The sequence below is a fragment of the Streptomyces sp. MUSC 14 genome (assembly GCF_001866675.1).
GTDB lineage: Bacteria > Actinomycetota > Actinomycetes > Streptomycetales > Streptomycetaceae > Streptomyces.
This window is the reverse complement of the sequence record NZ_MLYN01000028.1, coordinates 196226-221366: the sequence shown is the minus strand read 5'-3', so window position 1 is coordinate 221366 and position 25141 is coordinate 196226. Positions and strand designations below refer to the sequence as shown.

24 protein-coding genes are annotated in these 25141 nt (G+C 72.2%); 12 read left to right on the top strand and 12 right to left on the bottom strand.

Going from position 1 to position 25141, the window contains the following annotated elements:
• Positions 1–27: 27 nt before the first annotated feature.
• Positions 28–939, bottom strand: a complete 912-nt coding sequence (locus BIV25_RS19610) for a helix-turn-helix transcriptional regulator (protein ID WP_071373640.1) — start codon at positions 937–939, stop codon at positions 28–30.
• 223 nt (positions 940–1162) lie between these two features.
• On the opposite strand from BIV25_RS19610, the gene BIV25_RS19605 reads away from it, so the two are divergent.
• The 5 genes from BIV25_RS19605 to ligD all read left to right on the top strand — a co-directional run bounded on the left by BIV25_RS19605 (position 1163) and on the right by ligD (position 5344).
• Complete coding sequence (locus tag BIV25_RS19605; protein ID WP_071373675.1) at positions 1163–1495, top strand: carboxymuconolactone decarboxylase family protein; 333 nt, start codon at positions 1163–1165, stop codon at positions 1493–1495.
• A 75-nt stretch (positions 1496–1570) separates the two neighbouring features.
• Positions 1571–1978, top strand: coding sequence for a cupin domain-containing protein (locus BIV25_RS19600; protein WP_071373639.1), 408 nt, complete (start codon positions 1571–1573; stop codon positions 1976–1978).
• 45 nt (positions 1979–2023) lie between these two features.
• Positions 2024–3046 (top strand): zinc-dependent alcohol dehydrogenase family protein, encoded by a 1023-nt coding sequence (locus BIV25_RS19595; protein WP_071373638.1) that lies wholly within the window; start codon positions 2024–2026, stop codon positions 3044–3046.
• Positions 3047–3539: 493 nt separating this feature from the next.
• Positions 3540–4151, top strand: coding sequence for a DNA polymerase ligase N-terminal domain-containing protein (locus BIV25_RS19590; RefSeq protein ID WP_071373637.1), 612 nt, complete (start codon positions 3540–3542; stop codon positions 4149–4151).
• Between the two features lie 83 nt (positions 4152–4234).
• Positions 4235–5344 carry a non-homologous end-joining DNA ligase gene (gene ligD, locus BIV25_RS19585; RefSeq protein WP_079176738.1) on the top strand — a complete coding sequence of 370 codons (1110 nt, stop codon included), beginning with the start codon at positions 4235–4237 and terminating at the stop codon, positions 5342–5344.
• Positions 5345–5694: 350 nt separating this feature from the next.
• On the opposite strand, the gene BIV25_RS19580 is transcribed toward ligD, so the two are convergent.
• The 6 genes from BIV25_RS19580 to allB all read right to left on the bottom strand — a co-directional run bounded on the left by BIV25_RS19580 (position 5695) and on the right by allB (position 11362).
• Positions 5695–6090, bottom strand: coding sequence for a ribonuclease (locus BIV25_RS19580; protein ID WP_071373635.1), 396 nt, complete (start codon positions 6088–6090; stop codon positions 5695–5697).
• 85 nt (positions 6091–6175) lie between these two features.
• Positions 6176–7087, bottom strand: a complete 912-nt coding sequence (locus BIV25_RS19575) for a DMT family transporter (RefSeq protein ID WP_071373634.1) — start codon at positions 7085–7087, stop codon at positions 6176–6178.
• 126 nt (positions 7088–7213) lie between these two features.
• Positions 7214–7840 (bottom strand): dihydrofolate reductase family protein, encoded by a 627-nt coding sequence (locus BIV25_RS19570; RefSeq protein WP_071373633.1) that lies wholly within the window; start codon positions 7838–7840, stop codon positions 7214–7216.
• A gap of 74 nt (positions 7841–7914) precedes the next feature.
• On the bottom strand, positions 7915–8742 hold the full coding sequence (locus BIV25_RS19565; protein ID WP_079176730.1) for an AIM24 family protein: 828 nt from the start codon (positions 8740–8742) through the stop codon (positions 7915–7917).
• A 121-nt stretch (positions 8743–8863) separates the two neighbouring features.
• On the bottom strand, positions 8864–9979 hold the full coding sequence (gene alc / locus BIV25_RS19560) for an allantoicase (RefSeq protein ID WP_071373632.1): 1116 nt from the start codon (positions 9977–9979) through the stop codon (positions 8864–8866).
• A 45-nt stretch (positions 9980–10024) separates the two neighbouring features.
• Entirely contained in the window at positions 10025–11362 is a 1338-nt protein-coding gene (gene allB / locus BIV25_RS19555) for an allantoinase AllB (protein ID WP_071373631.1), read from the bottom strand.
• A 274-nt stretch (positions 11363–11636) separates the two neighbouring features.
• Here allB and BIV25_RS19550 point away from each other — a divergent pair, with 274 nt between their 5' ends.
• Positions 11637–12431 (top strand): IclR family transcriptional regulator, encoded by a 795-nt coding sequence (locus BIV25_RS19550; RefSeq protein WP_071373630.1) that lies wholly within the window; start codon positions 11637–11639, stop codon positions 12429–12431.
• Positions 12432–12456: 25 nt separating this feature from the next.
• Here BIV25_RS19550 and BIV25_RS19545 read toward each other — a convergent pair whose 3' ends face one another.
• Complete coding sequence (locus BIV25_RS19545) at positions 12457–12774, bottom strand: DUF5955 family protein (RefSeq protein ID WP_071373629.1); 318 nt, start codon at positions 12772–12774, stop codon at positions 12457–12459.
• Positions 12775–12903: 129 nt separating this feature from the next.
• On the opposite strand from BIV25_RS19545, the gene BIV25_RS19540 reads away from it, so the two are divergent.
• Together BIV25_RS19540 and aceB are read left to right on the top strand one after the other, a co-directional pair.
• On the top strand, positions 12904–13515 hold the full coding sequence (locus tag BIV25_RS19540; protein ID WP_071373628.1) for an NTP transferase domain-containing protein: 612 nt from the start codon (positions 12904–12906) through the stop codon (positions 13513–13515).
• 184 nt (positions 13516–13699) lie between these two features.
• The gene (aceB, locus tag BIV25_RS19535) at positions 13700–15325 is read left to right on the top strand and encodes a malate synthase A (protein ID WP_071373627.1); all 1626 of its coding nucleotides are present in this window, start codon (positions 13700–13702) and stop codon (positions 15323–15325) included.
• A 55-nt stretch (positions 15326–15380) separates the two neighbouring features.
• Here the strand turns inward: aceB and BIV25_RS19530 are convergent, their stop codons facing one another.
• The 3 genes from BIV25_RS19530 to BIV25_RS19520 form a co-directional block, all read right to left on the bottom strand.
• The gene (locus BIV25_RS19530) at positions 15381–16295 is read right to left on the bottom strand and encodes a HipA family kinase (RefSeq protein ID WP_071373626.1); all 915 of its coding nucleotides are present in this window, start codon (positions 16293–16295) and stop codon (positions 15381–15383) included.
• Between the two features lie 70 nt (positions 16296–16365).
• Positions 16366–17475 carry a tryptophan--tRNA ligase gene (gene trpS / locus BIV25_RS19525; RefSeq protein ID WP_071373625.1) on the bottom strand — a complete coding sequence of 370 codons (1110 nt, stop codon included), beginning with the start codon at positions 17473–17475 and terminating at the stop codon, positions 16366–16368.
• A gap of 240 nt (positions 17476–17715) precedes the next feature.
• Complete coding sequence (locus BIV25_RS19520) at positions 17716–19221, bottom strand: IucA/IucC family siderophore biosynthesis protein (protein ID WP_071373624.1); 1506 nt, start codon at positions 19219–19221, stop codon at positions 17716–17718.
• A 274-nt stretch (positions 19222–19495) separates the two neighbouring features.
• Here BIV25_RS19520 and BIV25_RS19515 point away from each other — a divergent pair, with 274 nt between their 5' ends.
• From BIV25_RS19515 to BIV25_RS19505, 3 genes are read left to right on the top strand one after another with little or no spacing between them, the layout of a single operon-like run.
• Positions 19496–21013 carry an IucA/IucC family protein gene (locus BIV25_RS19515; protein WP_071373623.1) on the top strand — a complete coding sequence of 506 codons (1518 nt, stop codon included), beginning with the start codon at positions 19496–19498 and terminating at the stop codon, positions 21011–21013.
• Between the two features lie 9 nt (positions 21014–21022).
• Complete coding sequence (locus BIV25_RS19510; RefSeq protein ID WP_071373622.1) at positions 21023–22285, top strand: VWA domain-containing protein; 1263 nt, start codon at positions 21023–21025, stop codon at positions 22283–22285.
• Positions 22285–23091, top strand: coding sequence for a hypothetical protein (locus BIV25_RS19505; protein ID WP_071373673.1), 807 nt, complete (start codon positions 22285–22287; stop codon positions 23089–23091). Before BIV25_RS19510 ends, BIV25_RS19505 begins: the two co-directional genes overlap by 1 nt.
• 60 nt (positions 23092–23151) lie before the next feature.
• On the opposite strand, the gene BIV25_RS19500 is transcribed toward BIV25_RS19505, so the two are convergent.
• A complete protein-coding gene (locus tag BIV25_RS19500; protein WP_071373621.1) occupies positions 23152–23790 on the bottom strand; it encodes a winged helix-turn-helix transcriptional regulator in 639 nt (212 codons plus the stop codon).
• An 81-nt stretch (positions 23791–23871) separates the two neighbouring features.
• Between BIV25_RS19500 and BIV25_RS19495 the strand changes: the two genes are divergently transcribed.
• Positions 23872–25080 carry a pyridoxal phosphate-dependent aminotransferase gene (locus BIV25_RS19495; RefSeq protein WP_071373620.1) on the top strand — a complete coding sequence of 403 codons (1209 nt, stop codon included), beginning with the start codon at positions 23872–23874 and terminating at the stop codon, positions 25078–25080.
• The last annotated feature ends 61 nt before the right edge of the window (positions 25081–25141 follow it).

Below are 25141 nucleotides of genomic sequence, written 5' to 3'. Positions count from 1 at the left end.
GCGGCGGCCCCAGCCGGGTTGGCCTGATCAATTTCTGTGAGAGGTGATGTCAGTTGCCGATGGCGTGGGAATCCCACCTGCGACTGGCTGGAGCTCGCTGGCGGCCCAGGTGGCGAGGAGTTGCAGGGCGTCGTGGTCGGATGTGCCGGGGGCGGCGCTGTAGGCGGTGAGGGTCAGGCCGGGCTGAGCCGGTAGTTCCATGGCGTCGAAGTCGAGGGTGATGTCGCCGACGGCGGGGTGGTGAAAGGCTTTGCGGCCGGTGTGGTGCAGGCGCACGTTGTGCTTGGCCCAGGCCGTGCGGAACTCTTCGCTCCGGGTGACGAGTTCGCCGATCAGGCCGGTCAGTTCGGTGTCGTGCGGGGCTCGGCCGACTTCCGTGCGCAGCAGGGCGACGGTGGTGTTGACACCCACCTCCCAGCTGGGGAAGAAGTCGCGGCCGGCGGGGGTGAGGAACTGGGCGCGGGCGATGTTGGTGGTCCGGGCGGTGAGGTCGGGGAACAGAGGGGCGTAGAGGGCTCGGCCGAGGGGGTTGGTGGCGAGAATGTCGAGTCGGCCGTTGCGGATGAAGGCCGGGGAGTCGGTCATGGACGCCAGGACGCGCAGGATGCTGTCCGGCAGGACTCCGGCGGGGCGCCGGGTGCGGCGGGCGGGGCGTTTGGCGGCAGCGCGGGCCAGGTCGAACAGGTGGGCACGTTCGGCGTCGTCAAGGTGGAGGGCGTTCGCGACCGCGTCGAGGACCTCTTCGGAGGCCCCGGCGAGGCGGCCGCGTTCGAGCCGGACGTAGTAGTCGATGCTGACGCCGGCGAGCAGGGCGACCTCCTCGCGGCGCAGGCCGGGCACGCGCCGGTTGCCGCCGTAGGCGGGCAACCCGGCCTGCTGCGGGGTGATCTTGGCGCGGCGGGAGGCCAGGAATTCGCGGATGTCGCTCTCGGTGCTCATGTCTTCCACGCTAAGCCGGACGGCGCAGACGCGGGGGGTCCTGTCAGTACCTGTAACCCCAGGCCCTTCTCCACCTGATTGACCTGCCGTTTCCTCGATACCAGAAGCCGTTGGCGCCGCCGGGAACTGACCGGCACGCGGGCTACGGCGGCTGCCGTGGAAAACGGCCCGGCACACCGTGGAACCGGCCCGGTCCACCCGTTCGATCAAGGAGTCACCCCTCATGCCGAAGCAGTCCGCACCCCGGGAGATGGCCGGGATCGCCCCGAAGCTGGTCGAGGTCACCGACGAGGTCCTCTTCGGTGACGTGTGGGAGCGTCCGGGGCTGTCGCCGCGTGACCGCAGCCTGGTGACCGTCACGACGCTGGCGGCGCTGTACCGGACCGAGCAGCTGGGATACCACCTCGGCGTCGCCCTGGACAACGGGCTGAGCATGGAGGAGCTGTCCGAGGCGATCACGCACCTGGCCTTCTACGCCGGCTGGCCCAACGCCATGACCGCGGTCAACCAGCTGAAGAAGATCGCCGACCAGCGCGGCGTCCGACCCACCACCTGACCGGCAGCCACAGCCACCCCCTACACCCTGCCGGCCCGGCCCAGCGCGGCAGGACCCTACCGAAGGAGATGTGAGATGGAGATCGTCAAGCGGCCCGCGACCGTGAAGCTGCCCGAGCAGTGGTTCACCGGCGACGCCTGGGCGGATGTGATCTACCGGGGCGAGGGGGAGTCCCGGGCCAGGGCGAACATGGTCCGCTTCGCACCCGGCGCCCGCACTGCCTGGCACAGCCACGGTCTGGGCCAGGCCCTGTACGTCGTCGAGGGCATCGCCCTGGTCCAGTCCCGCGACGGCGAGATCGTCCAGGCCCACCCGGGCGAGGTCATCTGGACCCCGGCCGGTGAGGAGCACTGGCACGGCGCCGCCCCGGACCAGTTCATGGCCCACATCGCCCTGTGGGAGACCGACGACGTCGCCTGGCTCGACCACGTCACCGACGCCGAGTACGCCGGCCCACGGGTCCTGGCACGCGACCTCGCCTGAACCACCCTCCCCCACTCCCCACCCTCGCACCCGAAGGACACCGTCATGCTCGGAGCCGTCATCCACGCTCCCGGGGACGTCCGCGTCGAGGAGCGCGACACCCCGAAGATCATCCATCCGACCGACGCGGTCATCCGCACCGTGGCCGCCTGCGTGTGCGGCTCGGACCTGTGGGACTACCGCGGCATCAACCCGGTCACCGCCCCGACCCCGATGGGGCACGAGTACGTCGGCGTCGTCGAACGGGTCGGCGAGCAGGTCACCACGATCAAGCCCGGCCAGTTCGTCATCGGCTCGTTCTTCGCCTCCGACAACACCTGCGAGATCTGCCGGGCCGGCTACCAGTCCTCGTGCGTACACCGCGAATACGTGGGCGCCGGCGGCGCCCAGGCCGAACGGCTGCGTGTCCCGCTCGCGGACGGCACTCTGGTGGCCACCCCCGAGGACCCTGCCGAGGACCTGATCCCGAGCCTGCTCGCCGCCTCCGACGTACTCGGCACCGGCTGGTTCGGCGCGGTCGCCGCCGAGGCCGGCCCCGGCAAGGCCGTCGCGGTCGTCGGCGACGGCGCGGTGGGCCTGCTCGCCGTGCTCGCCGCCAAGCAGCTGGGCGCGGAGCGGATCATCGCGATGAGCCGCCACGAGGACCGGCAGAGACTCGCCCTGGAGTTCGGCGCGACCGACATCGTCACCGAGCGCGGCGACGCGGGAGTGGCCCAGGTCAAGGAACTCACCGCCGGGCTGGGCGCGCACTCGGTCGTCGAGGCGGTCGGCACCCAGGAGTCGATGATGCAGGCCATCCGCTCCACCCGCCCCGGCGGGCACGTCGGCTACGTCGGCGTCGCCCACGGCGTGCAGCTGCCCGGCGAGGAACTGTTCTACTCCCACGTCCACCTGCACGGCGGCCCCGCCCCGGTCCGCCGCTTCCTGCCCCAGCTGATCGACCTCATCTGGAACCGGACCATCGACCCCGGCAAGGTCTTCGATTTCATCCTCCCTCTCGACCAGGCCGCCGAGGCCTACAAGGCCATGGACGAGCGCCGCGCCATCAAGGCCCTGCTGCTCCCCTGACCCGCTGGACGAGTTCACGACGCACACTTGTGACGTGGCCACGACGCGCATTTCAGACCCGGCCCGGCGAGCGCGGGAGGCCACTGGTCACTGCTGTGAGGCGTCACCGTGCTGTCCCGCTGGTCGTATCGCCGACCGCACCTCGCCGGACTGCCCGCTGCGCTGCTGGTGCTCGTTCGGCGGTCGGCGGCCTCGCCGCACTCCTCGTCGGCACGCTCGGACCGCTGCCCGACATGTACAAACCCGTCTGGTTCACCGACAAACAGAACGTGGCCATCGCCGAAGTCGTCGCCGCGCACGCCGCCGGTCTCCTCCTCCGGAGCCGCATACCGAGGCTCTGACTGCGAGAGCAGCCGACCGCAGAGCCACCCAACGGGCCGAAGCCAGAGCCGCACTGGCGACGCACTCAGCGCACCGCATGGCCTGATGGCGCGGTGCCTGGGTGCGGCGCACCATGGGGCTGGGAGGGGCCGTCGCTCCTGGGGAGAAGGCCATGGTGGCAACGAATGCTCTGGCGGAGTATCGCCGCAGGCGTGACTTCACGAAGACTGCGGAGCCCAAGGGCGGCCGGGGCGGCCGGGGCAACTCTGGCTTCGTCGTGCAGATTCACGATGCCAGCACGCTGCACTTCGACTTCCGGCTGGAAGTGGGGGGCGCATTGAAGTCGTGGGCCGTTCCCAAGGGGCCGTCTCTCGATCCACATGACAAGCGTCTCGCGATGCCGACCGAGGATCATCCGCTGGAGTACCGGGACTTCGAAGGTGTGATAGCCGAGCGCGAGTACGGCGCAGGCACGGTCATCATCTGGGACGAGGGCACCTACCGGAACCTCACCACCGACCGTCGCGGCCACGAGGTCGTCTTCGCCGACGCCCTGGACGAAGGCCACGCCTCCTTCTGGCTCGACGGCTCCAAACTCCACGGCGGCTTCGCACTCACCCGCACGCGCCTGGGCGGCGGCCATCGCGAAGCCTGGCTGCTGGTGAAGCACGACGACCGGCGTGCCTCCGCACAGGGCACACCCGATCCCCGCAGGGCGCGGTCGGCCCGCAGCGGGCGCACGCTCAGGCAGCTCGCCGCCCAGGCCCAGGGGGACGGCCCGTGACGAGCGACCTCCTCGACCGGCTGCCGGAGCCACAGCGGGGTCTGCTGCGCAGCGCGCCCAGCACGCGATCGGCGGTTCCTCCGATGCTGGCCGTGCTGAGCGGCCGACGTACCTTCCAGGACGGCCGGCTCCTCGAACGGAAGCCGGACGGCGTTCGCGCCCTCGCTGTGCGCCATGCGGGCGGGGTGCGGCTGCTCTCCCGCAGCGGCAGGGCTCTGAACGCCACCTGCCCGGAACTCGTGGACGCCCTGACCGAGCAGCGTTGCCAGGACTTCACGGTGGACGGCGAGATCGTCGCGATGCGGCGTGGCCGCACCGACTTCTCCCTGCTGCAGCAGCGCATGGGACTCACCAGGCCCGCAGCCGTGCGCGCCAGCGGTGTTTCGGTCCAGTACTACCTGTTCGACCTCCTGTGCCTCGACGGCCGTGACATCACCCGGCTTGGCTTGCGGACCCGCAAGAGCCTGCTGCGCGATGCCCTGGAGTTCCGGGTCCCGATGCGGTTCACCCCGCACCGCCGGCACGGCGGCCAGGAACTGCTTGATCAGGCATGCGCCCGCGGCTGGGAGGGGCTGATCGCCAAACGCGCCGATGCGGCCTACGTCCACAAGCGCTCCAACAGCTGGCTGAAGCTCAGGTGCAGCGCGGCCCAGGAGTTCGTCACCGGTGGCTTCACCGAACCTGAGGGCAGCCGTATCGGCTTCGGAGCCCTGCTGGTGGGCTACCACCGGAACGACCGGCTGCGCTACGCGGGCAAGGTAGGCACCGGATACGACACCACCACCCTGCGCGAGCTGCGCCGCCGCATCGACGAGCTCCGGGGACCCCGCTCACCGTTCGACGACGAAGTACGGGAACGGGCGGCGCACTGGGTGCGCCCGGAGCTGGTGGCCCAGATCGACTTCACCGAGTGGACCCGGGCCGGTCGGCCGCGCCACCCGCGCTTCCTCGGCCTGCGCGATGACAAAACCGCCGACGAGGTGGTCCGGGAGCAGCCGACCGGAGGATCGTTGTTGGCGACGACATGCGCAGGTCATGGATCTGCGCACCGAACGGGTGGCGCACTCCCACTTCGCTGTACCGAAAGCCGTCAGGACGAATCGATCCCCGCACCTCGCATTGGGCTTTGCCACTGCGATGCGCGATTCAATCGAGATTGGTCAGCCGGCCGGTGGTCGGGATCGGCGTGGTAGGCAGCGAGGGCGGTGCCCAGTTCGAGGTCGTGTCTCTCGGGCTTGCGACGGGGGTGCCCATACCGGCGCCGACAGGACCACGAAGGCGGCAGCGAGGGCAGGCCATGACGCTGTCGACGGAGCACTCGGGCAGGCGCTGGACGAAGACCACCACTGTGTACCTCAGGTCTGCCGGAGGTGCCTCGGGATGACGCTGGAGCACGACACACAGACATGAGGGGAGTCTCGGGCGTCGAGGTCGGAGCGGGACTGGACGCAGCTCGCCCCGCGGCCCATGGTGGGAGGCAGCCGCGGGGCGATACTTACGGGTCAGCTGTGTCGCACTGTTCTTCCGGGTCCGGTACGTCGGCTCAGCAGCCGAAGTCGACCAGGTTGAACGTCGCGTAGTGGTCGGAGGTGTAGTAGTCCTCCTGGGACTGCTCGCCGGTGACGATGCGCCGGGCGCCGCGCGTGGGCGCACCGGGCGTGATCACGGTGTACTCGTGGTAGTACCCGGACGACTGGCTGGGCAGGACGCCTTCACGGTTGGTGAAGACGACGCCGTCCTGCGAGTACGGGAACGGGCCGCCCTGGGCGATCAGGTCCAGGGTGTCGTGGGCCTGCGACGGCAGGGCGCTGTAGCAGATGCTGCCGACCGAGTCGGCCGCGGCGTTCGCCGAGGTGGCGGTGACGGTGCCGCCGACGACGAGGGCGGACAGGAGCGCGGCTGCGGCGCCGATGCGCGTGGTGCGTGGGGGGAATCTCATGCCCCCATGATGACGCGCGTAGACGTTGGCATGTCAACGACAACGTTGAAGATTTTCCCTTCAAGTCCATTGAGTTTTCAGAAAGTTAACCTGCCGTCCTGCGTCCCCACGCGGTCCCCACCAGCACCAGCGCGCCCCCTGCCAGGCCGAGCGCGCCGAGCCGTTCGCCGCCGAGCGCAATGCCGGTCGCGGCCGCCCACAACGGTTCGGTGCCGAGCAGCAGCCCGACCCGCGAGGGGGACGTACGGCGCACCGCCCACATCTGCACGAAGAAGGCGAACACCGTGCACAGCACGGCCAGGAACAGCAGCCCGGCCCAGTCCCGGGCGCCGAGGTCCGCCGCGACCGTCCACGGCGCCGGGGTGCCGGAGAGGGCCGACAGCAGAGCGAAGACGGCGACGGACGCGCCGAGTTGGACCGTGGTGAGCGGCAGCGCGTCCGCTCCCTGGACGGCCCTGATACGGGACATCGCGAGCACGTGCACGGTGCGGGCGAGCGCGGCGAGCAGCATCAGCAGGTCGCCGGAGGAGGGCCGGGTGAAGCCGCCGCCCTGGGTGAGCAGGACGACGCCGAGGACCGACAGCAGCGCCGCGCCGAGGAAGGCCGGGGTGGGCCGGGTGCGGGTGACGGCGGCCTCGGCGAGCGGGGTGAAGATCATGGTGAGGCTGATGACCAGGCCGGCGTTGGTCGCCGAGGTGTGGACGACGCCGTAGGTCTCCAGCAGGAAGATCCCGCTGAGGATCAGCCCGAGCAGGGCCGCGCCGCGCCACTGGGCGCCAGTGAGCGCGCGCAGGGCACGGCGGCCGGTGACGGCCAGGACGGGAACGGCGAGCGCGAAGCGCAGCACGAGGACCGCGAGCACCGTACGGGCGGTGACGATGTCCTTCGCGGCGAGATAGCTGGCGCCCCAGCAGACCGCGACGAGCAGGACGGGCAGGTCGGTGTGCCAGGCACGGCGGGGCGTGGCGGCGGCGCCCGGTACGGCGATCGAGGACATGCGGGCGGCTCTCCCGGTCTCCGGTGGGGTGCGGAGACGTCGGCGGCTCGCACGGGGCGGGCTCACCGTACCGGCGGCGACGATCTTCGGCCAGGGGTTTGCCGGCCGGCGGGGCCGGGGCCGGCCTCAGGCGTCCTCGGGGAGGTCGTAGGAGCCGTACTCCGGGTCGCCCGCCAGGTCGTAGGTCTGGAGGGAGACACCCGAGCCGGTGACACGGCCGCCGGTGTGCCGGAAGCGGGTGGGGGCCGTGCCGTCCGGGAACAGCCGGCGGCCGGAGCCGAGGACGACCGGGAAGGTCAGCAGGTGCAGGGTGTCGAGGAGGCGCAGGTCGATGAGGGAGCGTACGAGGGCGCCGCTGCCGTGCACCTGGAGTTCGCCCTCGGTGCGCTCCTTGAGGGCCTGGACCTCCTTGGCGAGGTCGCCGGCGAGCACCGTGGTGCCGGACCACCCGGGATCCCGGAGGGTGGCGGAGACGACGTACTTGGGCAGGGTGTTGAGACGGGAGGCGAAGGGGTTGGCCGGATCGGTCACCCGCGGCCAGTAGGCGGCGAAGATGTCGTACGTACGACGGCCGAGCAGAAAGGCGTCGGCGCGCTCGAAGACCCCGCTGACGAAGCGGCCGGAGTCGTCGTCGCCGAGCGGAAAGCTCCAGCCGCCCTGCGTGAAGCCGTCCCGGGTGTCCTCGCCGGGGCCGCCCGGGCCCTGGTAGACGCCGTCGAAAGTGACGAAGAGAGTGGAGACGAGCTTGCCCATGAGGGGTGCCTTCTTCCGGGTGCGGGGTCCGCTGTCACCACTACGGACCCCGCCGGCCCCCGGAACTCATCGGTTCAGCCCGCGTGCGTGGAGAACAGTCCGCCGGTCGGGCCCTGCTTGTCGCCGCCCTGGGCCTTCTTCAGGGCGTTGGCGAGGCTCTCGATGGTGAGGGACTGCAGGATCACCCGGCCGTTGCCCTCCAGGGTGGCCAGGGACAGGCCCTCGCCGCCGAAGACGGCGTTCATGAGTCCCTGGCGGTTGAGGCCGCCGATGCGCTGGACGCCGTACTGGATGCCTTCCTCGAAGGCGACCACGCAGCCGGTGTCGACCTCGATGCGGCCGCCGAAGTCGGCCGGGTTGAGGTCGATGAAGTTGCCCGCGCCGGCGATGATCACCGTGCCGTACCCGGTGAACTTCTCCAGGATGAAGCCCTCGCCGCCGCTCATGCCGGTGCGGCCGCCGGCGAAGGCGATGCCGAACTCGACGGTGGACTCGGCGGCCACGAAGGCGTCCTTCTCGGCGAACCACGCGCGCGTGCCGTCGAGTTCCAGCGCGCGCATCTCGCCCGGGAGGACGCCCGCGAAGCCGACCGTGCCCTGGCCGCCCTGGGAGGTGAAGTACTGGAACGCCAGCGACTCGCCCGCGAGCGCGCGCTGGCCCACCTGCATGGCGGTTCCCATGGCCTGGCGCAGCAGGCCGCCCATCCCGCCGCCGCCCGCGCCGCCCTGCCCCTGCTGGCCGCCGCTGCCGTTCGCGGACGGGCCGGACAGGCGCGTCTCCATGGTCACGTTCGCCGTCTTGAACAGGAACTTCCCGGCCTCGCAGTACACGGTCTGGCCGGGTTGCAGGTTGACGACCGCCATCTGCATGGCGTTGCCGACGATCTCTTGCTGAAGGGTCACGTCGGGAAGAACGCCGGAGGCGGGCCCGTAAGTTCCGGGCGGCCGGGATCGGGCCCGTACGGGTGACACGCGGGGCGCCCGGTGCTGTCCAGGCCGGGGCGCCCCACGCGCGCGGGGTGGGTCAGCCGCCCAGTTCCTGGTGGCGGGCGGCGAGCCGGGCCGCGCCGTCCTCCGTCAGGGAGCCGAACAGCCGCAGGCGGGAGATGCCGCCGTCGGGGAAGATGTCCACGCGTGCGTGCGTGCCGACGGCCGGGGCGGGCAGCACGAAGCGGTGGTCGGTGTCGGGCTGCAGGCGGGTGCGGGGAAGGATCTCCGTCCACTCGCCGTCCTCGCCGTCGCGCACGGAGACCGACGCCCAGCCGGCGCTGTTGCCCTTCAGATAGGCGGTGTCGATCTCGATCGCGCGGATCTGGGACTGGCCGGCCAGCTGGTAGCGGATCCAGTCGTTGCCCTGGTCACGGCGGCGGCGGGTCTCCCAGCCGTCGTCCATCTTGCGGGAGCGGCCCGGCTGGATCGTGTTGGTGGCCGGGGAGTAGAAGAGGTTGGAGGCGTCCTCGACCTGGCCGCCGTTCTCCAGCGCGACCACGTCGAAGGTGCCCAGCACCGACAGCCACGCGGGGTCCGGGACGACCTCGCCGTGCACGCGCAGGCGCGCGATGCCGCCGTCGGGGTGCTGGTTGACGCGCAGGTGCGTGAAGCGCTGCTCGACGGAGACGGCGAAGCCGTTCGCCGCGTGGCCGCCGACCGCGGTACGCGGGACGATCGTCGTCCACTTCACGTCGTCGCCGAGCAGTTCCTCGGGAGAGGGCGAGCCGGGGACGGACGCGGCCTCGACGGAGACGGCCTGCGGGTAGTTGCCGCGGAAGTGGGCGGTGTCGACGACGATCCCGCGGATCACGCCGGGCGCGCCGAGGCGGACCAGTGCCCAGTCGTGGTCGTCTGCGGTCGGCCACGGGTGCGCGGCGGAGACACCGCGCCGGCGACGGGTCTCCCAGCCGTCCATGATCTTGCCCTTGTGACCGAAGTGCTCGGGGTCGAACTCGGCCCGCTCGGGCACCAGCAGGTTCTCGCGCTGGGCGAAGAACTCGTCGTTGGCGGCGACCACGCCCGCGCCGAGCTGCCGGTCGGCGAGGTTGGCGTACTGGGTGAAGGGGAAGTCGGCGGTGCGGTAGTCCGCGTACGGGTCACCGCCCGCGTAGGGGTTCGCGTCGCCGGTGAAGCTGGAGGTCGCCGTCACGGTGATCAGGGGTTCCTTTCCGGGGGTGGGCGGGGGCGGGGTGGATCAGTGGGGGCGGGCGAGCAGGGTGCCCTTCGGTTCGGTGAACTCGCCGTCGTGGGCGATGCGTTCGCCACGCAGCCAGGTGGACTTCACGACGCCGTACAGGGTCTTGCCGGCGTAGGCGGTGACGCGGTTGCGGTGCTGGAGGGCGGCCGGGTCCACGGTGAAGGTCTCGTCCGGGGCGAGGACGGCGAAGTCGGCGTCGCGGCCGGCCTCGATGGCGCCCTTCCGGCCGAGGCCCGCCAGTGCGGCGGTCCGCGTGGACATCCAGCGCACGACGTCCTCCAGGCCGTGTCCACGCGCGCGTGCCGCCGTCCATACGGCGGACAGACTGAGCTGAAGGCCGGAGATGCCGCCCCAGGCGGTGGCGAAGTCGGCGGTCTTCAGGTCGGCGGTGGACGGCGAGTGGTCGGTGACGACGCAGTCGATGGTGCCGTCGGCCAGCGCCTCCCACAGCAGGTCCTGGTTGGCGGCCTCGCGGATGGGCGGGCAGCACTTGAACTCACTGGCGCCGTCGGGGACTTCCTCGGCGGTCAGGGTGAGGTAGTGGGGGCAGGTCTCCACGGTGATGCGGACGCCCTCGGCGCGGGCGGCGCGGATCAGGGGCAGCGCGTCGCTGGAGGACAGGTGCAGGACGTGCACGCGCGCGTGGAGCCGCTTGGCCTGTGCGACGAGGGTCGCGATGGCGGTGTCCTCGGCGTCGCGCGGGCGGGAGGCCAGGAAGTCGGTGTACTTCGGGCCGCCGTGCTGCGGGGCGGCGGCGAGGTGGTGGGGGTCCTCGGCGTGCACGATCAGCAGCCCGTCGAAGCCGGCGATCTCCGCCAGGGACCGGGCGAGCCGGTCCTGGTCGAGGTGCGGGAACTCGTCCACGCCGGACGGGGACAGGAACGCCTTGAAGCCGAAGACCCCGGCCTCGTGCAGCGGGCGCAGGTCCTTGACGTTGTCGGGCAGGGCTCCGCCCCAGAAACCGACGTCGATGTGCGCCTTGTCGCGGGCCACGTCCTGCTTCACCCTCAGGTGGTCCACGGTCGTGGTCGGCGGGAGGGAGTTCAGCGGCATGTCGATCAGCGTGGTGATGCCGCCGGCCGCCGCCGCGCGCGTGGCGGTCCAGAAGCCCTCCCACTCGGTGCGGCCGGGATCGTTGACGTGCACGTGGGTGTCGACCAGGCCGGGCAGCAGGACGTGGTCGCCGACGTCCTCCAGCCGGGCCCCGGCCGGAATCTCGGCGTCGTACGGCAGGACGGCCGTGATCGTCCCGGCGGACACGGTGACCGTGGCGGCCCGTGTCCCCTCCGGAGTGATGACGCGCGTCGAGCGCAGGACCAGTTCAGCGTCGGACACCCGAACCCCTCTCTGTACCGCCGTTTTTACGCCCAGGAAACGGGATTTACACCCACGTAACGGAATTCAACGTTCTGTTGAAGGAGTCTTCACTCCCGCTTCCGCGCCGTCAAGGGGGACACTTCCGGGCGGCACGCCATCGGCACCCCCTCTGGACGATTCCACAAAGCGGAATTAGAATTCCAGCAAGCAGAACGTAGCTACGTACAGGCGGGGAGTCAACCGACCGCCGGGTAGGCTTCTGCCCTCCCGCCAGTCCCGAAAGGAACGCGCCGTGCCGACGTCCAGCGCCAGCACCACCGACTCCGCCAAGTCCTCCGCCGGCGGCGGTGTCCAGTCCCTCGAGCGCGCCTTCGATCTGCTGGAGCGGATGGCGGACGCGGGCGGCGAGGTGGGCCTCAGCGAGCTGTCCGCGACCAGCGGGCTGCCGTTGCCGACCATCCACCGGCTCATGCGCACCCTCGTCGCCTGCGGCTACGTCCGCCAGCAGCCGAACCGGCGCTACGCCCTCGGCCCCCGCCTGATCCGGCTCGGCGAGTCGGCGTCCCGGCTGCTCGGCACGTGGGCGCGGCCGTACCTGGCGCGGCTGGTCGAGGAGACCGGCGAGACGGCGAACATGGCGCTGCTGGACGGCGACGAGATCGTGTACGTGGCACAGGTGCCGTCGAAGCACTCGATGCGGATGTTCACCGAGGTGGGCCGGCGGGTGCTCCCCCACTCCACCGGTGTCGGCAAGGCGCTGCTCGCCGGAGTACCGGACGACGAGGTGCGGGCGCTGCTCGCCCGGACCGGGATGCCGGCCGCGACCGAGAAGACGATCACCACGCCCGACGGGTTCCTGGCGGCGCTGGACGAGGTACGGCAGCTGGGGTACGCCGTCGACGACAACGAGCAGGAGATCGGGGTGCGGTGCCTCGCGGTGTCCGTACCGGACTCCCCGACGGCCGCGGCGATCTCCATCTCGGGACCGGCCGGCCGGGTGACCGAGGGCGCCACCGAGAAGATCGTGCCGGTGCTGCAGGGGATCGCACTGGAGCTGTCCCAGGCGCTGGCGAGTTCGGGCGCCTAGCGGACAGGGGGCCCGGCAACCGCGACTAGCCCCGCTGCGTCGGCCCCCCGAAGAGATCAACGGCCTCCCGCACGCCGTTGAGGCCCCTCGCCAGGGCGCTCACCGAGCCGATCGCGCCCGCGATCAGCAACAGGGAGCTGCGCAGGCGCGGGATCTCCGGTGTGCCGCCGGAGGCCATCGCCGCCAGGGCCGCCAGTTCGTCCTCCGCTATGGCCCGGTCGGGGAACTCGGAGGGCAGTAGGGCGAGTTCGCGACGCAACCGGGACACCGCGGTCCGCAGTTCCGTCACCCTCGGGTCCTCGTCGCTGCCGATCACTGGCCTCTGCCTCAAGCTCCGCAACACAGCCCTCCCCCTCGCACGCCGTCGTGCGCGGGTCAGTAAACGCCACCCCGCCCGGGAGCGCCACAGCGCCGACCGAAATTCAGCCCAAGGAAACGCGCCGTCGCCGCCCGCGTCAGGTATGCAGGACGCATGACGGACACGCATGACGAGGAGCGCGCGGAGGTCGCCGGGCTGGTGCTCGCCGCGGGCGGCGGGCGACGGCTCGGCGGGCGGCCGAAGGCGCTGCTGGAGCACCGGGGGCGGCCGCTGGTCGAGCACGCGGTGGGGGTGCTGCGCGCCGCCGGATGCCGGCGGATCCACGTGGTCCTGGGCGCCCGGGCGGACGAGGTCCGGGCACGGGCCGAGCTGAGCGGCTGCGTCCTCGTGGACAACCCCGACTGGGCCGAGGGCATGGGCTCCTCGCTGCGGGCCGGACTGGACTCGCTCGGCGGCACGGGGGCGCGCGCGGCCCTGGTGAGCCTCGTCGACCAGCCGGGCATCGGGGCGGCCGCGGCGGCCCGGGTGCTCGACGCCCACGAGGACGAGAAATCGCTGGTCTCGGCCGCCTACGCGGGGGTGCGCGGGCATCCCGTGCTGTTCGGATCGGCCCACTGGGCGGGCATCGCGCGGACGGCCACCGGGGACCGCGGGGCCCGCGCCTACCTGAAGGAACACGAGAGCGAGATCCGGCTGGTGGAGTGCGGGGACGTGGCCGAACCCTACGACATCGACACCGAGGCCGATCTGCGCCACCTTGAGTGAGCGCGGTGGCACCGAGAGCCACCTTCCCTCGACCCGGAGAATCTCGACGTCAACAAACCATTGAAGTTCCACGATGAGGAAACTAGTATCCACTGTTCAGAAGCGCCTGACCGCACAGCGGGCGCTGTTCGCCCTATTCGTGCCACTAGGCACCCGGTGCCACCGCTGAAGGAAGTGACAGCTCATGTCCGCACCAGCGCCGTCCCCGCTGGCCATCGTCGACGCCGAGCCCCTGCCCCGGCAGGAAGAGGTCCTCACGGACGCCGCGCTCGCCTTCGTGGCGGAGCTGCACCGGCGGTTCACCCCGCGCCGTGACGAACTCCTCGCCCGCCGGGCGGAGCGCCGCGCCGAGATCGCCCGCACCTGCACCCTCGACTTCCTCCCGGAGACGGCCGCCGTCCGCGCGGACGACTCCTGGAAGGTCGCCCCGGCCCCGGCCGCGCTGAACGACCGGCGCGTCGAGATCACCGGCCCGACCGACCGCAAGATGACCATCAACGCCCTCAACTCGGGCGCGAAGGTCTGGCTCGCCGACTTCGAGGACGCCTCCGCGCCCACCTGGGAGAACGTCGTCCTCGGTCAGGTCAACCTGGCCGACGCCTACACCCGCACCATCGACTTCACCGACCCGGCGTCGGGCAAGTCGTACGCCCTGCGCCCCGACGCGGAGCTGGCGACCGTCGTCATGCGCCCGCGCGGCTGGCACCTGACCGAGCGCCACCTGACCGACGCCGACGGCACGCCGGTGCCGGGCGCCCTCGTCGACTTCGGCCTGTACTTCTTCCACAACGCCCAGCGCCTGCTGGACCTCGGCAAGGGCCCGTACTTCTACCTGCCGAAGACCGAGTCGCACCTGGAGGCCCGCCTCTGGAACGACGTGTTCGTCTTCGCCCAGGACTACGTCGGCGTCCCGCAGGGCACGATCCGCGCGACCGTCCTGATCGAGACCATCACGGCCGCGTACGAGATGGAGGAGATCCTCTACGAACTGCGCGACCATGCCTCGGGGTTGAACGCCGGCCGCTGGGACTACCTGTTCTCCATCGTCAAGAACTTCCGTGACGGCGGCGCGAAGTTCGTCCTGCCGGACCGCAACGCCGTGACGATGACGGCCCCCTTCATGCGGGCGTACACCGAACTCCTGGTGCGCACCTGCCACAAGCGCGGCGCGCACGCGATCGGCGGCATGGCGGCGTTCATCCCGTCCCGGCGCGACGCCGAGGTCAACAAGGTGGCCTTCGAGAAGGTCCGCGCCGACAAGGACCGCGAGGCGAACGACGGTTTCGACGGCTCCTGGGTCGCCCACCCCGACCTCGTGCCGATCGCCATGGAGTCCTTCGACAAGGTCCTCGGCGACCGGCCGAACCAGAAGGACCGGCTGCGCGAGGACGTCCACGTCGAGGCCGCCGACCTGATCGCGATCGACTCGCTGGACGCGAAGCCGACGTACGCCGGTCTGGTCAACGCCGTTCAGGTGGGCATCCGTTACATCGAGGCCTGGCTGCGCGGCCTCGGCGCGGTCGCCATCTTCAACCTGATGGAGGACGCGGCCACCGCCGAGATCTCCCGCTCGCAGATCTGGCAGTGGATCAACGCGGGCGTCGAGTTCGAGAACGGCGACGCGGCCACGCCGGAACTGGCCCGCAAGGTCGCCGCGGAGGAACTGTCCGACATCCGCCAGGAGATCGGCGAGGAGGCCTTCGCCGCCGGGCACTGGCAGGAGGCGCACGACCTGCTGCTCAGGGTCTCCCTGGACGAGAACTACGCCGACTTCCTCACCCTGCCGGCGTACGAGCAGCTCCGGGGCTGAGCATGCCGGACGGCCGAGCGGTCCCGGGAGTCTTCCCGGGACCGCTCGCGCGTGTTCACCCCAGGTGGACCGACCAGTCCTGTGCCGCGGCCGGCTTGCCGTGCAGGTCGGGGACCTGCTTGAGCCAGGCCGGACGGCCCGCCCGGCTCTTCGCCGCGCGCAGCGCCTCCTCGGCGGCGAGCTGGTCGCGGCTCGGGAAGTCGGTGGGCAGCCACCGCGCCGACAGCCGCACCCGGGCGAGAAGGTGGTCGACGTAGGCGGCGCGGACGTCGTCGGGCGTCGCGAAGCCCGCGTCCTCGGCCAGCCAGGCGTCCGGGACCTCGGCCACGACGGCCCGCAGCAGCTCCTCGGTCACCCGGGGGGCCAGCTCGGCGTCGGCGGCCCGGACGTCGGGGCCGTAGTGGCCGAGGGCGTGATGGCGGAAGTCGTACTTCTTTCCCGGGTCGGTGGTGTCCCAGCGGTGGTGGAAGACGAGGGCGGCACCATGGTCGATCAGCCACAGGTGCGGCGCCACGGTGCCGAACGTGGGCCAGACCATCAGGTTGGAGCTGTGCACCGTACGGTCCACGTTGACCGTGAGCGCGTCCAGCCAGACGATCCGGCCCGCCTCCAGCGGGTCCACCGGGAAGACCCGCGCGATCTCGGGGGTGAGGTCGACGGCGCCCGGCAGATGGTCCATGCCGAGGTTCACCCCCGCGCTCGCGCCGTGCAGCTCCCGGACCTCCTGGTGGGGCTCGTCCGCGGCGATCGCCGGATCGAAGTGGACGAGGACCAGCTCCGGGAAGCGCAGGCCCAGCGCGCGGGCGAGTTCACCGACGATCACCTCGGCGACCAGCGCCTTGTGTCCCTGCGCGGAGCCGGTGAACTTGACGACGTACGTGCCGAGGTCGTCGGCCTCGACGACTGCGGGCACGGAGCCGCCGGACCGGAGGGGGGTCACGTATCGAACAGCAGTCACGTCACGCAGCACACCGCCAGCGTAAGCGCTCCGCCGGTGCGGCGGTTCTCCGGTCGCGGGCCGACCGTCGACCACGGAGCCGTCAGTAGTGGCTGTTCATCGCGGCGCGGACCTCGGCGAGCGTGGCGTCGGCCACCGCGCGGGCACGCTCGTTGCCCTCGCGCAGGGTCCGCCGGAGGAAGGCACGGTCCTGCGCGTACGCGCTGCGGCGGGCCCGGATCGGCGCCAGGTACTCGTTGACCGCCTCGGTCACGGTCCTCTTCAGCGCGGCGGCCCCCGCGGCGCCGATCTCCTCGGCCACCTCCTCGGGCGTGCGGTTCTGGCACAGGGCGGCCAGCAGCAGGAGGGAGGACACCTCGGGGCGGTGCGCCGGGTCGTAGGTGATGTGCCGCTCGGAGTCCGTCCTGGCCCCCTTGAGCAGACGCGCGGTCTCGTCGGCGTCGGCCGCCAGCGTGATGGCGTTACGGCGGCTCTTGCTCATCTTGGTGCCGTCGGTGCCGAGGAGCAGCGGGGCGTCGGAGAGCAGCGCGTCGGGCTGCGGGAAGACCGCAGTGCCGTTGCCGTAGCGGTCGTTGAAGCGGCGGGCGATGGTGCGGGTGACCTCCAGGTGCGGGAGCTGGTCCTGGCCGACCGGCACCAGGTTGCCCTTGCAGAAGAGGATGTCGGCGGCCTGGTGGACGGGGTAGGTGAACATCAGGCCGCTGACGGCGGACTGGCGCGAGTGGGCGATCTCGTCCTTGACCGTGGGGTTGCGGTTCAGCTCGGCGACGGACACGAGGCTGAGGAAGGGCAGCATCAGCTGGTTGAGGGCGGGGACGGCACTGTGCGTGAAGACCGTGCTGCGCTGCGGGTCCACGCCGATGGCCAGGTAGTCCAGGACGAGGTCCTCGACGTGCCCGGTCAGGTTGTCGGCGACGTCGCGGTCGGTCAGGACCTGGTAGTCCGCGATGATCACGTACGTCTCGACGCCGAGGTCCTGGAGGCGTACGCGGTTGTGCAGCGTGCCGAAGTAGTGCCCCAGGTGCAGCCGGCCGGTGGGGCGGTCGCCGGTCAGCATGCGGAACTGTCCGGGGTCCTTGCGGAGGAGCTCCTCCAGCACCGCGCTGCGGGCCTGCGCGGCGGACGTCCCGAGCGAGTCGGCGGAGGAGTCTGCGGCGGCGTCGGAGCCGGCGGCCTGGGGCGTGGTGTTCACAACGTCTCCTGGTGAGTCGGTCTCGGCCGTCGGTGTGGCACGAGCCCTGGTCCAGGGGACGAGAAAGGGCCGTCCAATCCGAACGGCCCGGTACGCATGCGAGTCGGCCGCTCCTACGCGGAGCGCCACCAGCTCAGACATGCCGAAAGATGCATGCGCACAGCATAGCCTCGCCGCCGGGAATCCGGGGACGCTTCGACGGGGAGCGAGCGACGGGACCCACCGCTCAGGCCCCAACACTCACCCCCCGGCCAGCGGATTCGGCAGCGGCAGGTAGCGGGCGGCGGCGCCGTTCGCACCGGTCCAGCGCAGGAGCAGGTTGGTCTTGCCGGGCAGGGTGGGTGAGGAGAGCAGGGCGGGGATCTCCGGCAGGTCGTGACGGGCGAGTTCGCGGCGGGCGGCGGGCCAGGGGTCGAGGCCGGGGTGGTGCTCGGCGAGGGCCGCGGCGATCTCGGTGAGGTGGTTCACCACCAGGCAGTACACCAGCCGTTCCCAGCCCGCGGCCCGGGTCACCTCCGGCAGCAGCTTGACGCCCTCGGCGTCCCGGAACAGCGCGGCCACGGGAAGCCCGGCCGCGTCCACGGCGACGAGGGTGTTCTGGAGGTGGGCCTCGACGACGACGCCGTGCGCGTCGAAGGCGGTGAGCACGGGCGGCACGACCTGGCGCAGATACGCCTGCCACCAGGCGGCCGGGTCGGCCGCGGCGGCCGGCGGGCTGCCGTCGAAGCCCTCGGCGAGCCCGGCCGCGAGCAGCGGGGTGGCGCCGGGCGGCAGGTGGTCGCGCAGCCCGTCGCGGACGAGGACCGCCAGTTCCTCGAAGGCGAAGGCGGCGGTGCGGTAGCCGCGGTCGCTCAGCCAGGCCGCGGGCCGGCCCACGGCCGCGAAGGCCTGCCGGGCGGCCGTGTCCGTGCGGCACATCCGGCGCAGGTCGTGGCGCCACAGCCGGCGGATGTCGTTGGTGATGCGGACGTCCAGGCTGAACTTCAGGAAGAGGTCGCGGTCGGGCTCGTAGACCGTGCGGACCGCCGCCGTCGGCCAGGTGTCGAAGGCGGTGGTGCCGAGCCGCAGCAGGCGGCCGTCGGCGAAGGCCGGGGCGAGGTCGCGGGCGACGAGGTCGAGCTGCCAGGGGTGGGCGGGCAGCAGCCGGTAGCCGGGCGGGGCGGTGCCGAGGGCGTCCAGGGCTCGGGTGTCGCCCTCCTCGGCCACCTGGTCCTCGCGGACGCCGAGCAGCACGAGCGGGAAGCGGGCGTGCGCCTCGGGTGCGTACGGCAGCCAGGACGCGACCGGGCCGCCGCCGCGCGCCTTGGGGGCCGGGTGGTGGGGGTGACCGGTGATCAGGGACTGTTCGGAGCGCAGATAGGGGTCGGCGGGCGGCGTCGCGACGGCGCGGGCGGCGAGGATCGCGGCGACCGCGTCCCGGCTGTCGACCATCTCGGCGGGCAGGTCACCGCCGGTCAGCCCGGTGTGCCGGCGCAGTTCCTCGGCGACCAGCTTGACCAACTCGGTGTGCCCGACGGGACACCAGGCGCCGTCGGCCCGCACCTCGGGCCCGGCGGGCCGACGCCCGGCGCGCACGCGCAGCAGCCGCCCGCTCGCCAGCCGGTACACCCGCCGCGCACCGGGATCCGGGGGCGCGAGCGGTTCGGCGACCTCGCGCAGCAGGCAGTTGAGCAGAGGCGCGGCCGCGTACGCGTCGGCGAGGGAGCCGACGGCACCGGAGGGGGGTGTGAGGTCCACGCGATCCATTCGTTCCATGTCCGAGGGGCCGGTCGTTCCCTGTCCGGGGGCCGGAAGGCCGGGACCGGACACCGCGACCGTCCGTCCATTGTCCGGCGGGGCGGCGGGACGGCGTGACCGGCAGGCGATGCCCGTCCCGTCGCCGGTCCCGCAAGGGGTGCACGCGTACCAGGGTGCGGGGTGTGTACGGGGGCCGGTCGCGCTCAGTATGTCCGTCGTCCCGCACAATCGTGCCCCGAGCCCGAGCCCGCGACTCGCGTCCCGCCTCCCCGAGGAGCCGACCGTGCACCGACCCCCCGCCGCCGAGGCCGGGATCGCCGAGGAACTGGCCGTCGTACGGCCCGCCCTGCTGCCCCGGTACCGGGCGGAGCTGCCGGGTGCCCGCGCCGCGGTGCTGACCCGGCTGTGGCGGGCGCTGGCCCATGAGCCGCTGCCGTGGCTCACGGGCCGGACGCTCGGGGCGTACAGCCTGGCCCTGCGGCTCGCCGACGGCCGGACGCTGCACGGGCCGCACGCGGACCCGTACGCCACGAGCGCCTACGTCACCGGGGTCCGCCTCGACCGGGACCGGTACGTCGATCCGGCGGGCCTGATGACCGCGCTCGGGGTGTCGCACGCCGACACCTTCGCCGCCGAACTGGCGCACAGCGTCGCCTCGTTGGCACTGTCCCGGGCCGACGCGGATCACCCGAAGGAGTGGCTGGAACACGACTGGGAGTGGGAGCAGCGGGTGACCGACGGGCATCCGTACCACCCCAACTGCCGTTCCCGGCCCGGGTTCTCGGTCGCGGAGCAGCTGGCGTACGGCCCGGAGCACCGCCCGGTGGTGGAGCTGGGCACGGTGGCGGTGCCGGCGGACGCGTGCGAGCTGAGCGGCGCGTGGCCGCAGGAGCTCCGGGAGGGGGAACGGCTGCTGGTTCCCGTACATCCCTGGCAGTCGGAGCACGTCCTCGGCCGTGCGAGCGCGTCCTGGCGGCCCGCCCGTCCCCTGCTCTCGCTGCGCACCCTCGCCCTGCCCGGCGGCGGTCCGCACGTGAAGACCGCGCTCAGTGCCCGGCTCACCTCCTCGGTGCGGGACATCTCGGCGTACTCGGTCCGCTCCGCCGCGCCGCTGGGCGACCTCGCCGGGCAACTGACCGCGCACACCGGGGGCCTGCTGCACATCACCCGCACGCTGGGCGCGGTCACGGCCGGCTCCCCCGGCCTCGCGGCACTGCTGCGGGAGTCGCCCGAGGCGTACGCGGGCCCCGGTGAGCGGGTCGTCCCGGTGGCCGCCCTGCCCGCGACCGGCCTGCCGGACTCCCCCGGCTGGCTGGCCGCGTTCGCCCGGCTGGCGCTCACGGTGGGCCTGCGCGTCCTCGGTCTCGGCGTGGCCCTGGAGGCGCACGGCCAGAACCTGCTGGTGGTCCTCGGGCCCGACGGTGCCCCCCGGCGGCTGGTCTACCGCGACCTGGCCGACATCCGGATCAGCCCCGCCCGCCTCACCGCCCATGGGCTCACCCCGCCCCCGCTCACCGGACGCCTCGTCACGGACGACGAAACCGCCCTGCGCCGCAAGCTGTTCGGCTCCCTGGTGGCGGGTGCCCTGGCCGCCACGGCGGGCTCGGCCGCGCCGCTGGCGGCGGCCCTGACCGCCGCGTTCCCCGCTCTCCCCGCCGGTGACGACCTGTCCGCCCTGCGCGAAGGCCCCGTACCCGCCAAGGCGTTGACGCTGATGCGGCTGTCCCCGCGGACCCCGGGCGACCAGTGGACGGCGCTGCCCCACCCGTTCGTTTTGGAGACCGGCACGCCTGCTCCATAGGATCCTGCGATGATCAGAAGACAACGGCTGGCGGCGGGAGTCTGTGCTCTCCTCGCCGCCCTGGCGGCCGGGATCGCGTTCCCTGGCGGGGCTGTCGCCGACGAGACGCAGGCGAGTGCGCCGAAGGTCGAACTCGTGCTGGACGTCAGCGGTTCGATGCGGACCCGGGACATCGACGGCGGCTCCCGGATGGCCGCCGCGAAGCAGGCGTTCGACGAGGTGCTGGACGCGACCCCGCAGGAGGTCCGGCTCGGCATCCGCACCCTGGGCGCCAACTACCGCGGCAACGACCGCCAGGAGGGCTGCAAGGACACCGCGCAGCTCTACCCGGTCGGCGCGCTGAACCGGACCGACGCGAAGACCGCGGTGGCCACGCTCCAGCCGACCGGCTGGACGCCGATCGGGCCCGCGCTGCTGAAGGCGGCGGACGACCTGAACGGCGGCAGCGGAACCCGCCGCATCGTCCTGATCACCGACGGCGAGGACACCTGCCAGCCCCTCGACCCGTGCGAGGTGGCCCGCGAGATAGCGGCCAAGGGTGTCGGCATGACCATCGACACCCTCGGCCTGGTGCCGGACGCCAAGACCCGCGACCAGCTCAGCTGCATCGCGGACGCGACCGGCGGCACCTACACCGACGTACGGCACAAGGAGGAACTGAGCAGCCGGGTCGGTCAGTTGGTGCACCGGGCCGCCGATCCGGTGGTGACGCCGGTGGCCGCCGAGGGCACCGGCCAGTGCACGGACGCGCCGCTGCTGAAGTCCGGGCTGTTCACGGACCGCGCCGCGTTCGGGCAGCAGCGCTGGTACAAGGTCGCCGTCGAGCCCGGCCAGGAGCTGCGCGCCTCGGTGAGCGTGGCCGACGACCGCGCCGTGAACCCCGGTTACGGGGTGCTGCTGCGGGCGGTGACGCAGAGCGGCCGGGAGATCGTGCGCGGCGAGGCAGCCGGCACCGGCCGTACGGACGTCGTCTCGACCGGGCTGCGCTACCCGAAGCCGGCGAGCAGCGACGACAACGCGCCCGCGGAGACCGTGTGTCTCCAGGTCAGCCACTCCTTCTCGGCCGCCGCGGGCGTGAAGACGACCCCCGGTCTGCCGCTCGAGCTGACCGTCGACGTCGTCGACGGGCCGTCCGGCCATCACGACGTGGCCGCCTTCGGCCTCGGGCGCGGCTGGTGGCTGCTCGGCACGCTCGTGGTGACCGGCTTCGTGGCCGGTCTGCTGTGGGGCTGGCTGTCGCGCTGGCGGGTCGCGGTCTGGAGGACGAACTGATGCGTGCCACACGTGTGTTGAGCGCCGCGCTGCTGGCGCTGGGACTGGCCGCCGGACCGGCCGCCGCCGACTCCTCGCCGAGCCCCTCGCCGAGCGCGTCGTCCGACGGCTCGGCCCCCTCGCAGGCGGGCACGTCGTTCCGTACGGCGACGGAGCTGAAGCAGGGTCAGCCGGCCACCGCGTCCGGTTCGACCGGTGACTATCTGTACTGGTCGTTCCCGGCGGACGTCGGCCAGCGGCCCACCGTGAAGGCGACCGTGAAGCTGCCGCAGGCGCACGGTGCGCAGACCTGGCAGCTCGACGTGTACGACGGGCTGCGGCGCCGGCAGGCGTGCCAGTACGGCGCCGACCCCCGCACCGCCGCGCAGGACGCCTCCCAGGTCGAACTGGCCTGTGTGCTGCGCACGGTGCGCGGCTGGGCCGAGCCGTCGGCCGGCGACCCGCTGCCGGGCACGTACTACGTCCGGCTCACCGTGGTGGACCTGGGCGCCACCGACCTCGGCCAGCCGGTGAGCGCCGAGGTCCGCGTCGACTCCAAGGACATCGGCGGCGCCGCAGCCGTGGACGGCTCGCTGGGCAAGCCGCTGGTGCCGGGGATCGCCGTCACGTCCGGGGAGAAGACGGACGGTGCGAGGACCGCGGTGCTCTCCAGCTTCGGGAAGAACGACGGCTGGTCCTCCGGCTGGTGGTCCGACCGGTGGGTGTGGACCGGGATCGGGGCCGTGCTCGCGGCTCTGGCCGGCATCGGCGGCTACGCGCTGACCCGGGGTTCGGGACGGCCGTCCCGGGTGCCGCCGGGCGGCTGAGCCGTACCGACCCGAACGCCTGTGGCGGGCCTGCCGGTTTCGGCAGGCCCGCCACGCGTCTCACGCCTCCCGCAGCGCCTTCGCGAGCGTGCCCTCGCCGGTCACCGTCACCCGCCCCGCCCGCACCGCCTCCGGCAGGCTCGACTCCCCGCGCGCCACGGCCTCGCAGGCCGCCGCGTCCATCACCAGGCGCGCGTCGGCCCCGGCGGGTGCGGGACCGTCGCCGTACACGGGCCCCTCCTGCGCGCCCACCCGCAGATGGAACTCGCCCTCCTCCAGGCCGACTTCGACGATCCCCTCACCGGCGCCCGCCTCCCGCAGGGAGCGCAGCAGCGGCAGGGCGAACCAGTGCGCGCGCACCGCGTCCGTCGGGCGCCGCTCCCCCAGCTCGGCCGCGCCCCAGGTGCTGAGCGCCTGGAGCACGGGCAGCAACTCCCGTCCGCGTTCGCTGAGTTCGTACACCGAGGCCGCGCCGGGCGGGGGCAGCCGGCGGCGGGTGGCGAGGCCGCTCTGCTCCATGTCCTTCAGCCGGGAGGCGAGTACGTCCGTGCTGACGCCGGGCAGGTCCGCGTGCAGGTCCGTGTAGCGGCGGGGGCCGGCCAGCAGCTCCCGGACGACCAGCAGGGTCCAGCGGTCGCCGACGAGGTCGAGCGCACGGGCTGCGGAACAGTACTGGTCGTAGCTTCGGCGAGGTGACATGCGACGCAGTCTAGACAAGATGTTGGACTTTCCAAGCTCCTGCTTGGTAAAACCAAGCAACACGAGTTTCCGGAGGGGCGCATGGAGTTCCGGCAGTCGAACAAGCTCAGCGAGGTCTGCTACGAGATCCGCGGCCCGGTGATCGAGCACGCCGACGCGCTGGAGGAGGCGGGCCACAGCGTGCTGCGCCTGAACACCGGCAACCCCGCGGCCTTCGGCTTCGAGGCGCCCGAGGAGATCGTCCAGGACATGATCCGGATGCTGCCGCAGGCGCACGGCTACACCGACTCGCGCGGCATCCTCTCCGCCCGCCGGTCGGTCGCCCAGCGCTACCAGAACCTGGGCCTCGACGTGGGCGTCGACGACGTCTTCCTCGGCAACGGCGTCTCGGAGCTGGTCTCCATGGCCGTGACCGCGCTGGTCGAGGACGGCGACGAGATCCTGGTCCCCGCCCCGGACTTCCCGCTGTGGACGGCCGCCACGACCCTGGCCGGCGGCAAGGCGGTCCACTACCTGTGCGACGAACAGGCCGACTGGAACCCGGACCTGGCCGACATGGCCGCCAAGATCACGGACCGCACCAAGGCCGTCGTGATCATCAACCCGAACAACCCGACCGGCGCGGTCTACCCCAAGGAGGTCGTCGAGGGCATCCTCGACCTCGCCCGCCGGCACGGCCTGATGGTGTTCGCCGACGAGATCTACGACCAGATCCTGTACGACGACGCCGTCCACCACTCGGCCGCGGCCCTCGCCCCCGACCTGGTCGTCCTCACCTTCTGCGGCCTGTCCAAGACGTACCGGGTGGCGGGCTTCCGCTCGGGCTGGCTGGTCGTCACCGGCCCCCGGCAGCACGCGAAGGACTACCTGGAGGGCCTGACCATGCTGGCCTCCATGCGGCTGTGCGCCAACGCGCCCGCGCAGTACGCCATCCAGGCCGCGCTCGGCGGCCGCCAGTCCATCCACGAACTGACCCGGCCCGGCGGACGGCTGTACGAGCAGCGGAACGTGGCCTGGGAGAAGCTCAACGAGATCCCGGGTGTGTCCTGTGTGAAGCCCAGGGGCGCGCTGTACGCCTTCGCCCGTCTCGACCCCACGGTGCACCCGATCCACGACGACGAGAAGTTCGTCCTGGACCTGCTGCTGCGCGAGAAGATCCAGGTGGTGCAGGGCACAGGCTTCAACTGGCCCTCCCCCGACCACTTCCGCATCCTCACCCTGCCGTACGCGGAGGACCTGGAGGCGGCGATCGGACGCATCGGACGGTTCCTCGCCGGGTACCGGCAGTAGCCCCGGCGCGACCCCCGCCGTACGTCCGTGCGAAGCCAGGGGGATTCATGGGAAGATCACC

What these genes read in the sequence shown, in the direction of transcription:
- BIV25_RS19590 (WP_071373637.1), top strand. Translation starts at nt 3,540, where the DNA reads ATGGTGGCAACGAATGCTCTGGCGGAGTATCGCCGCAGGCGTGACTTC.
- BIV25_RS19580 (WP_071373635.1), bottom strand. Translation starts at nt 6,090, where the DNA reads ATGAGATTCCCCCCACGCACCACGCGCATCGGCGCCGCAGCCGCGCTC.
- aceB (WP_071373627.1), top strand. Translation starts at nt 13,700, where the DNA reads ATGTCCGCACCAGCGCCGTCCCCGCTGGCCATCGTCGACGCCGAGCCC.
- BIV25_RS19510 (WP_071373622.1), top strand. Translation starts at nt 21,023, where the DNA reads ATGATCAGAAGACAACGGCTGGCGGCGGGAGTCTGTGCTCTCCTCGCC.
- BIV25_RS19500 (WP_071373621.1), bottom strand. Translation starts at nt 23,790, where the DNA reads ATGTCACCTCGCCGAAGCTACGACCAGTACTGTTCCGCAGCCCGTGCG.
- ligD (WP_079176738.1), top strand. Translation starts at nt 4,235, where the DNA reads ATGCTGGCCGTGCTGAGCGGCCGACGTACCTTCCAGGACGGCCGGCTC.
- BIV25_RS19595 (WP_071373638.1), top strand. Translation starts at nt 2,024, where the DNA reads ATGCTCGGAGCCGTCATCCACGCTCCCGGGGACGTCCGCGTCGAGGAG.
- BIV25_RS19605 (WP_071373675.1), top strand. Translation starts at nt 1,163, where the DNA reads ATGCCGAAGCAGTCCGCACCCCGGGAGATGGCCGGGATCGCCCCGAAG.
- BIV25_RS19575 (WP_071373634.1), bottom strand. Translation starts at nt 7,087, where the DNA reads ATGTCCTCGATCGCCGTACCGGGCGCCGCCGCCACGCCCCGCCGTGCC.
- BIV25_RS19505 (WP_071373673.1), top strand. Translation starts at nt 22,285, where the DNA reads ATGCGTGCCACACGTGTGTTGAGCGCCGCGCTGCTGGCGCTGGGACTG.
- BIV25_RS19570 (WP_071373633.1), bottom strand. Translation starts at nt 7,840, where the DNA reads ATGGGCAAGCTCGTCTCCACTCTCTTCGTCACTTTCGACGGCGTCTAC.
- BIV25_RS19495 (WP_071373620.1), top strand. Translation starts at nt 23,872, where the DNA reads ATGGAGTTCCGGCAGTCGAACAAGCTCAGCGAGGTCTGCTACGAGATC.
- BIV25_RS19540 (WP_071373628.1), top strand. Translation starts at nt 12,904, where the DNA reads ATGACGGACACGCATGACGAGGAGCGCGCGGAGGTCGCCGGGCTGGTG.
- BIV25_RS19600 (WP_071373639.1), top strand. Translation starts at nt 1,571, where the DNA reads ATGGAGATCGTCAAGCGGCCCGCGACCGTGAAGCTGCCCGAGCAGTGG.
- BIV25_RS19520 (WP_071373624.1), bottom strand. Translation starts at nt 19,221, where the DNA reads ATGGATCGCGTGGACCTCACACCCCCCTCCGGTGCCGTCGGCTCCCTC.
- BIV25_RS19610 (WP_071373640.1), bottom strand. Translation starts at nt 939, where the DNA reads ATGAGCACCGAGAGCGACATCCGCGAATTCCTGGCCTCCCGCCGCGCC.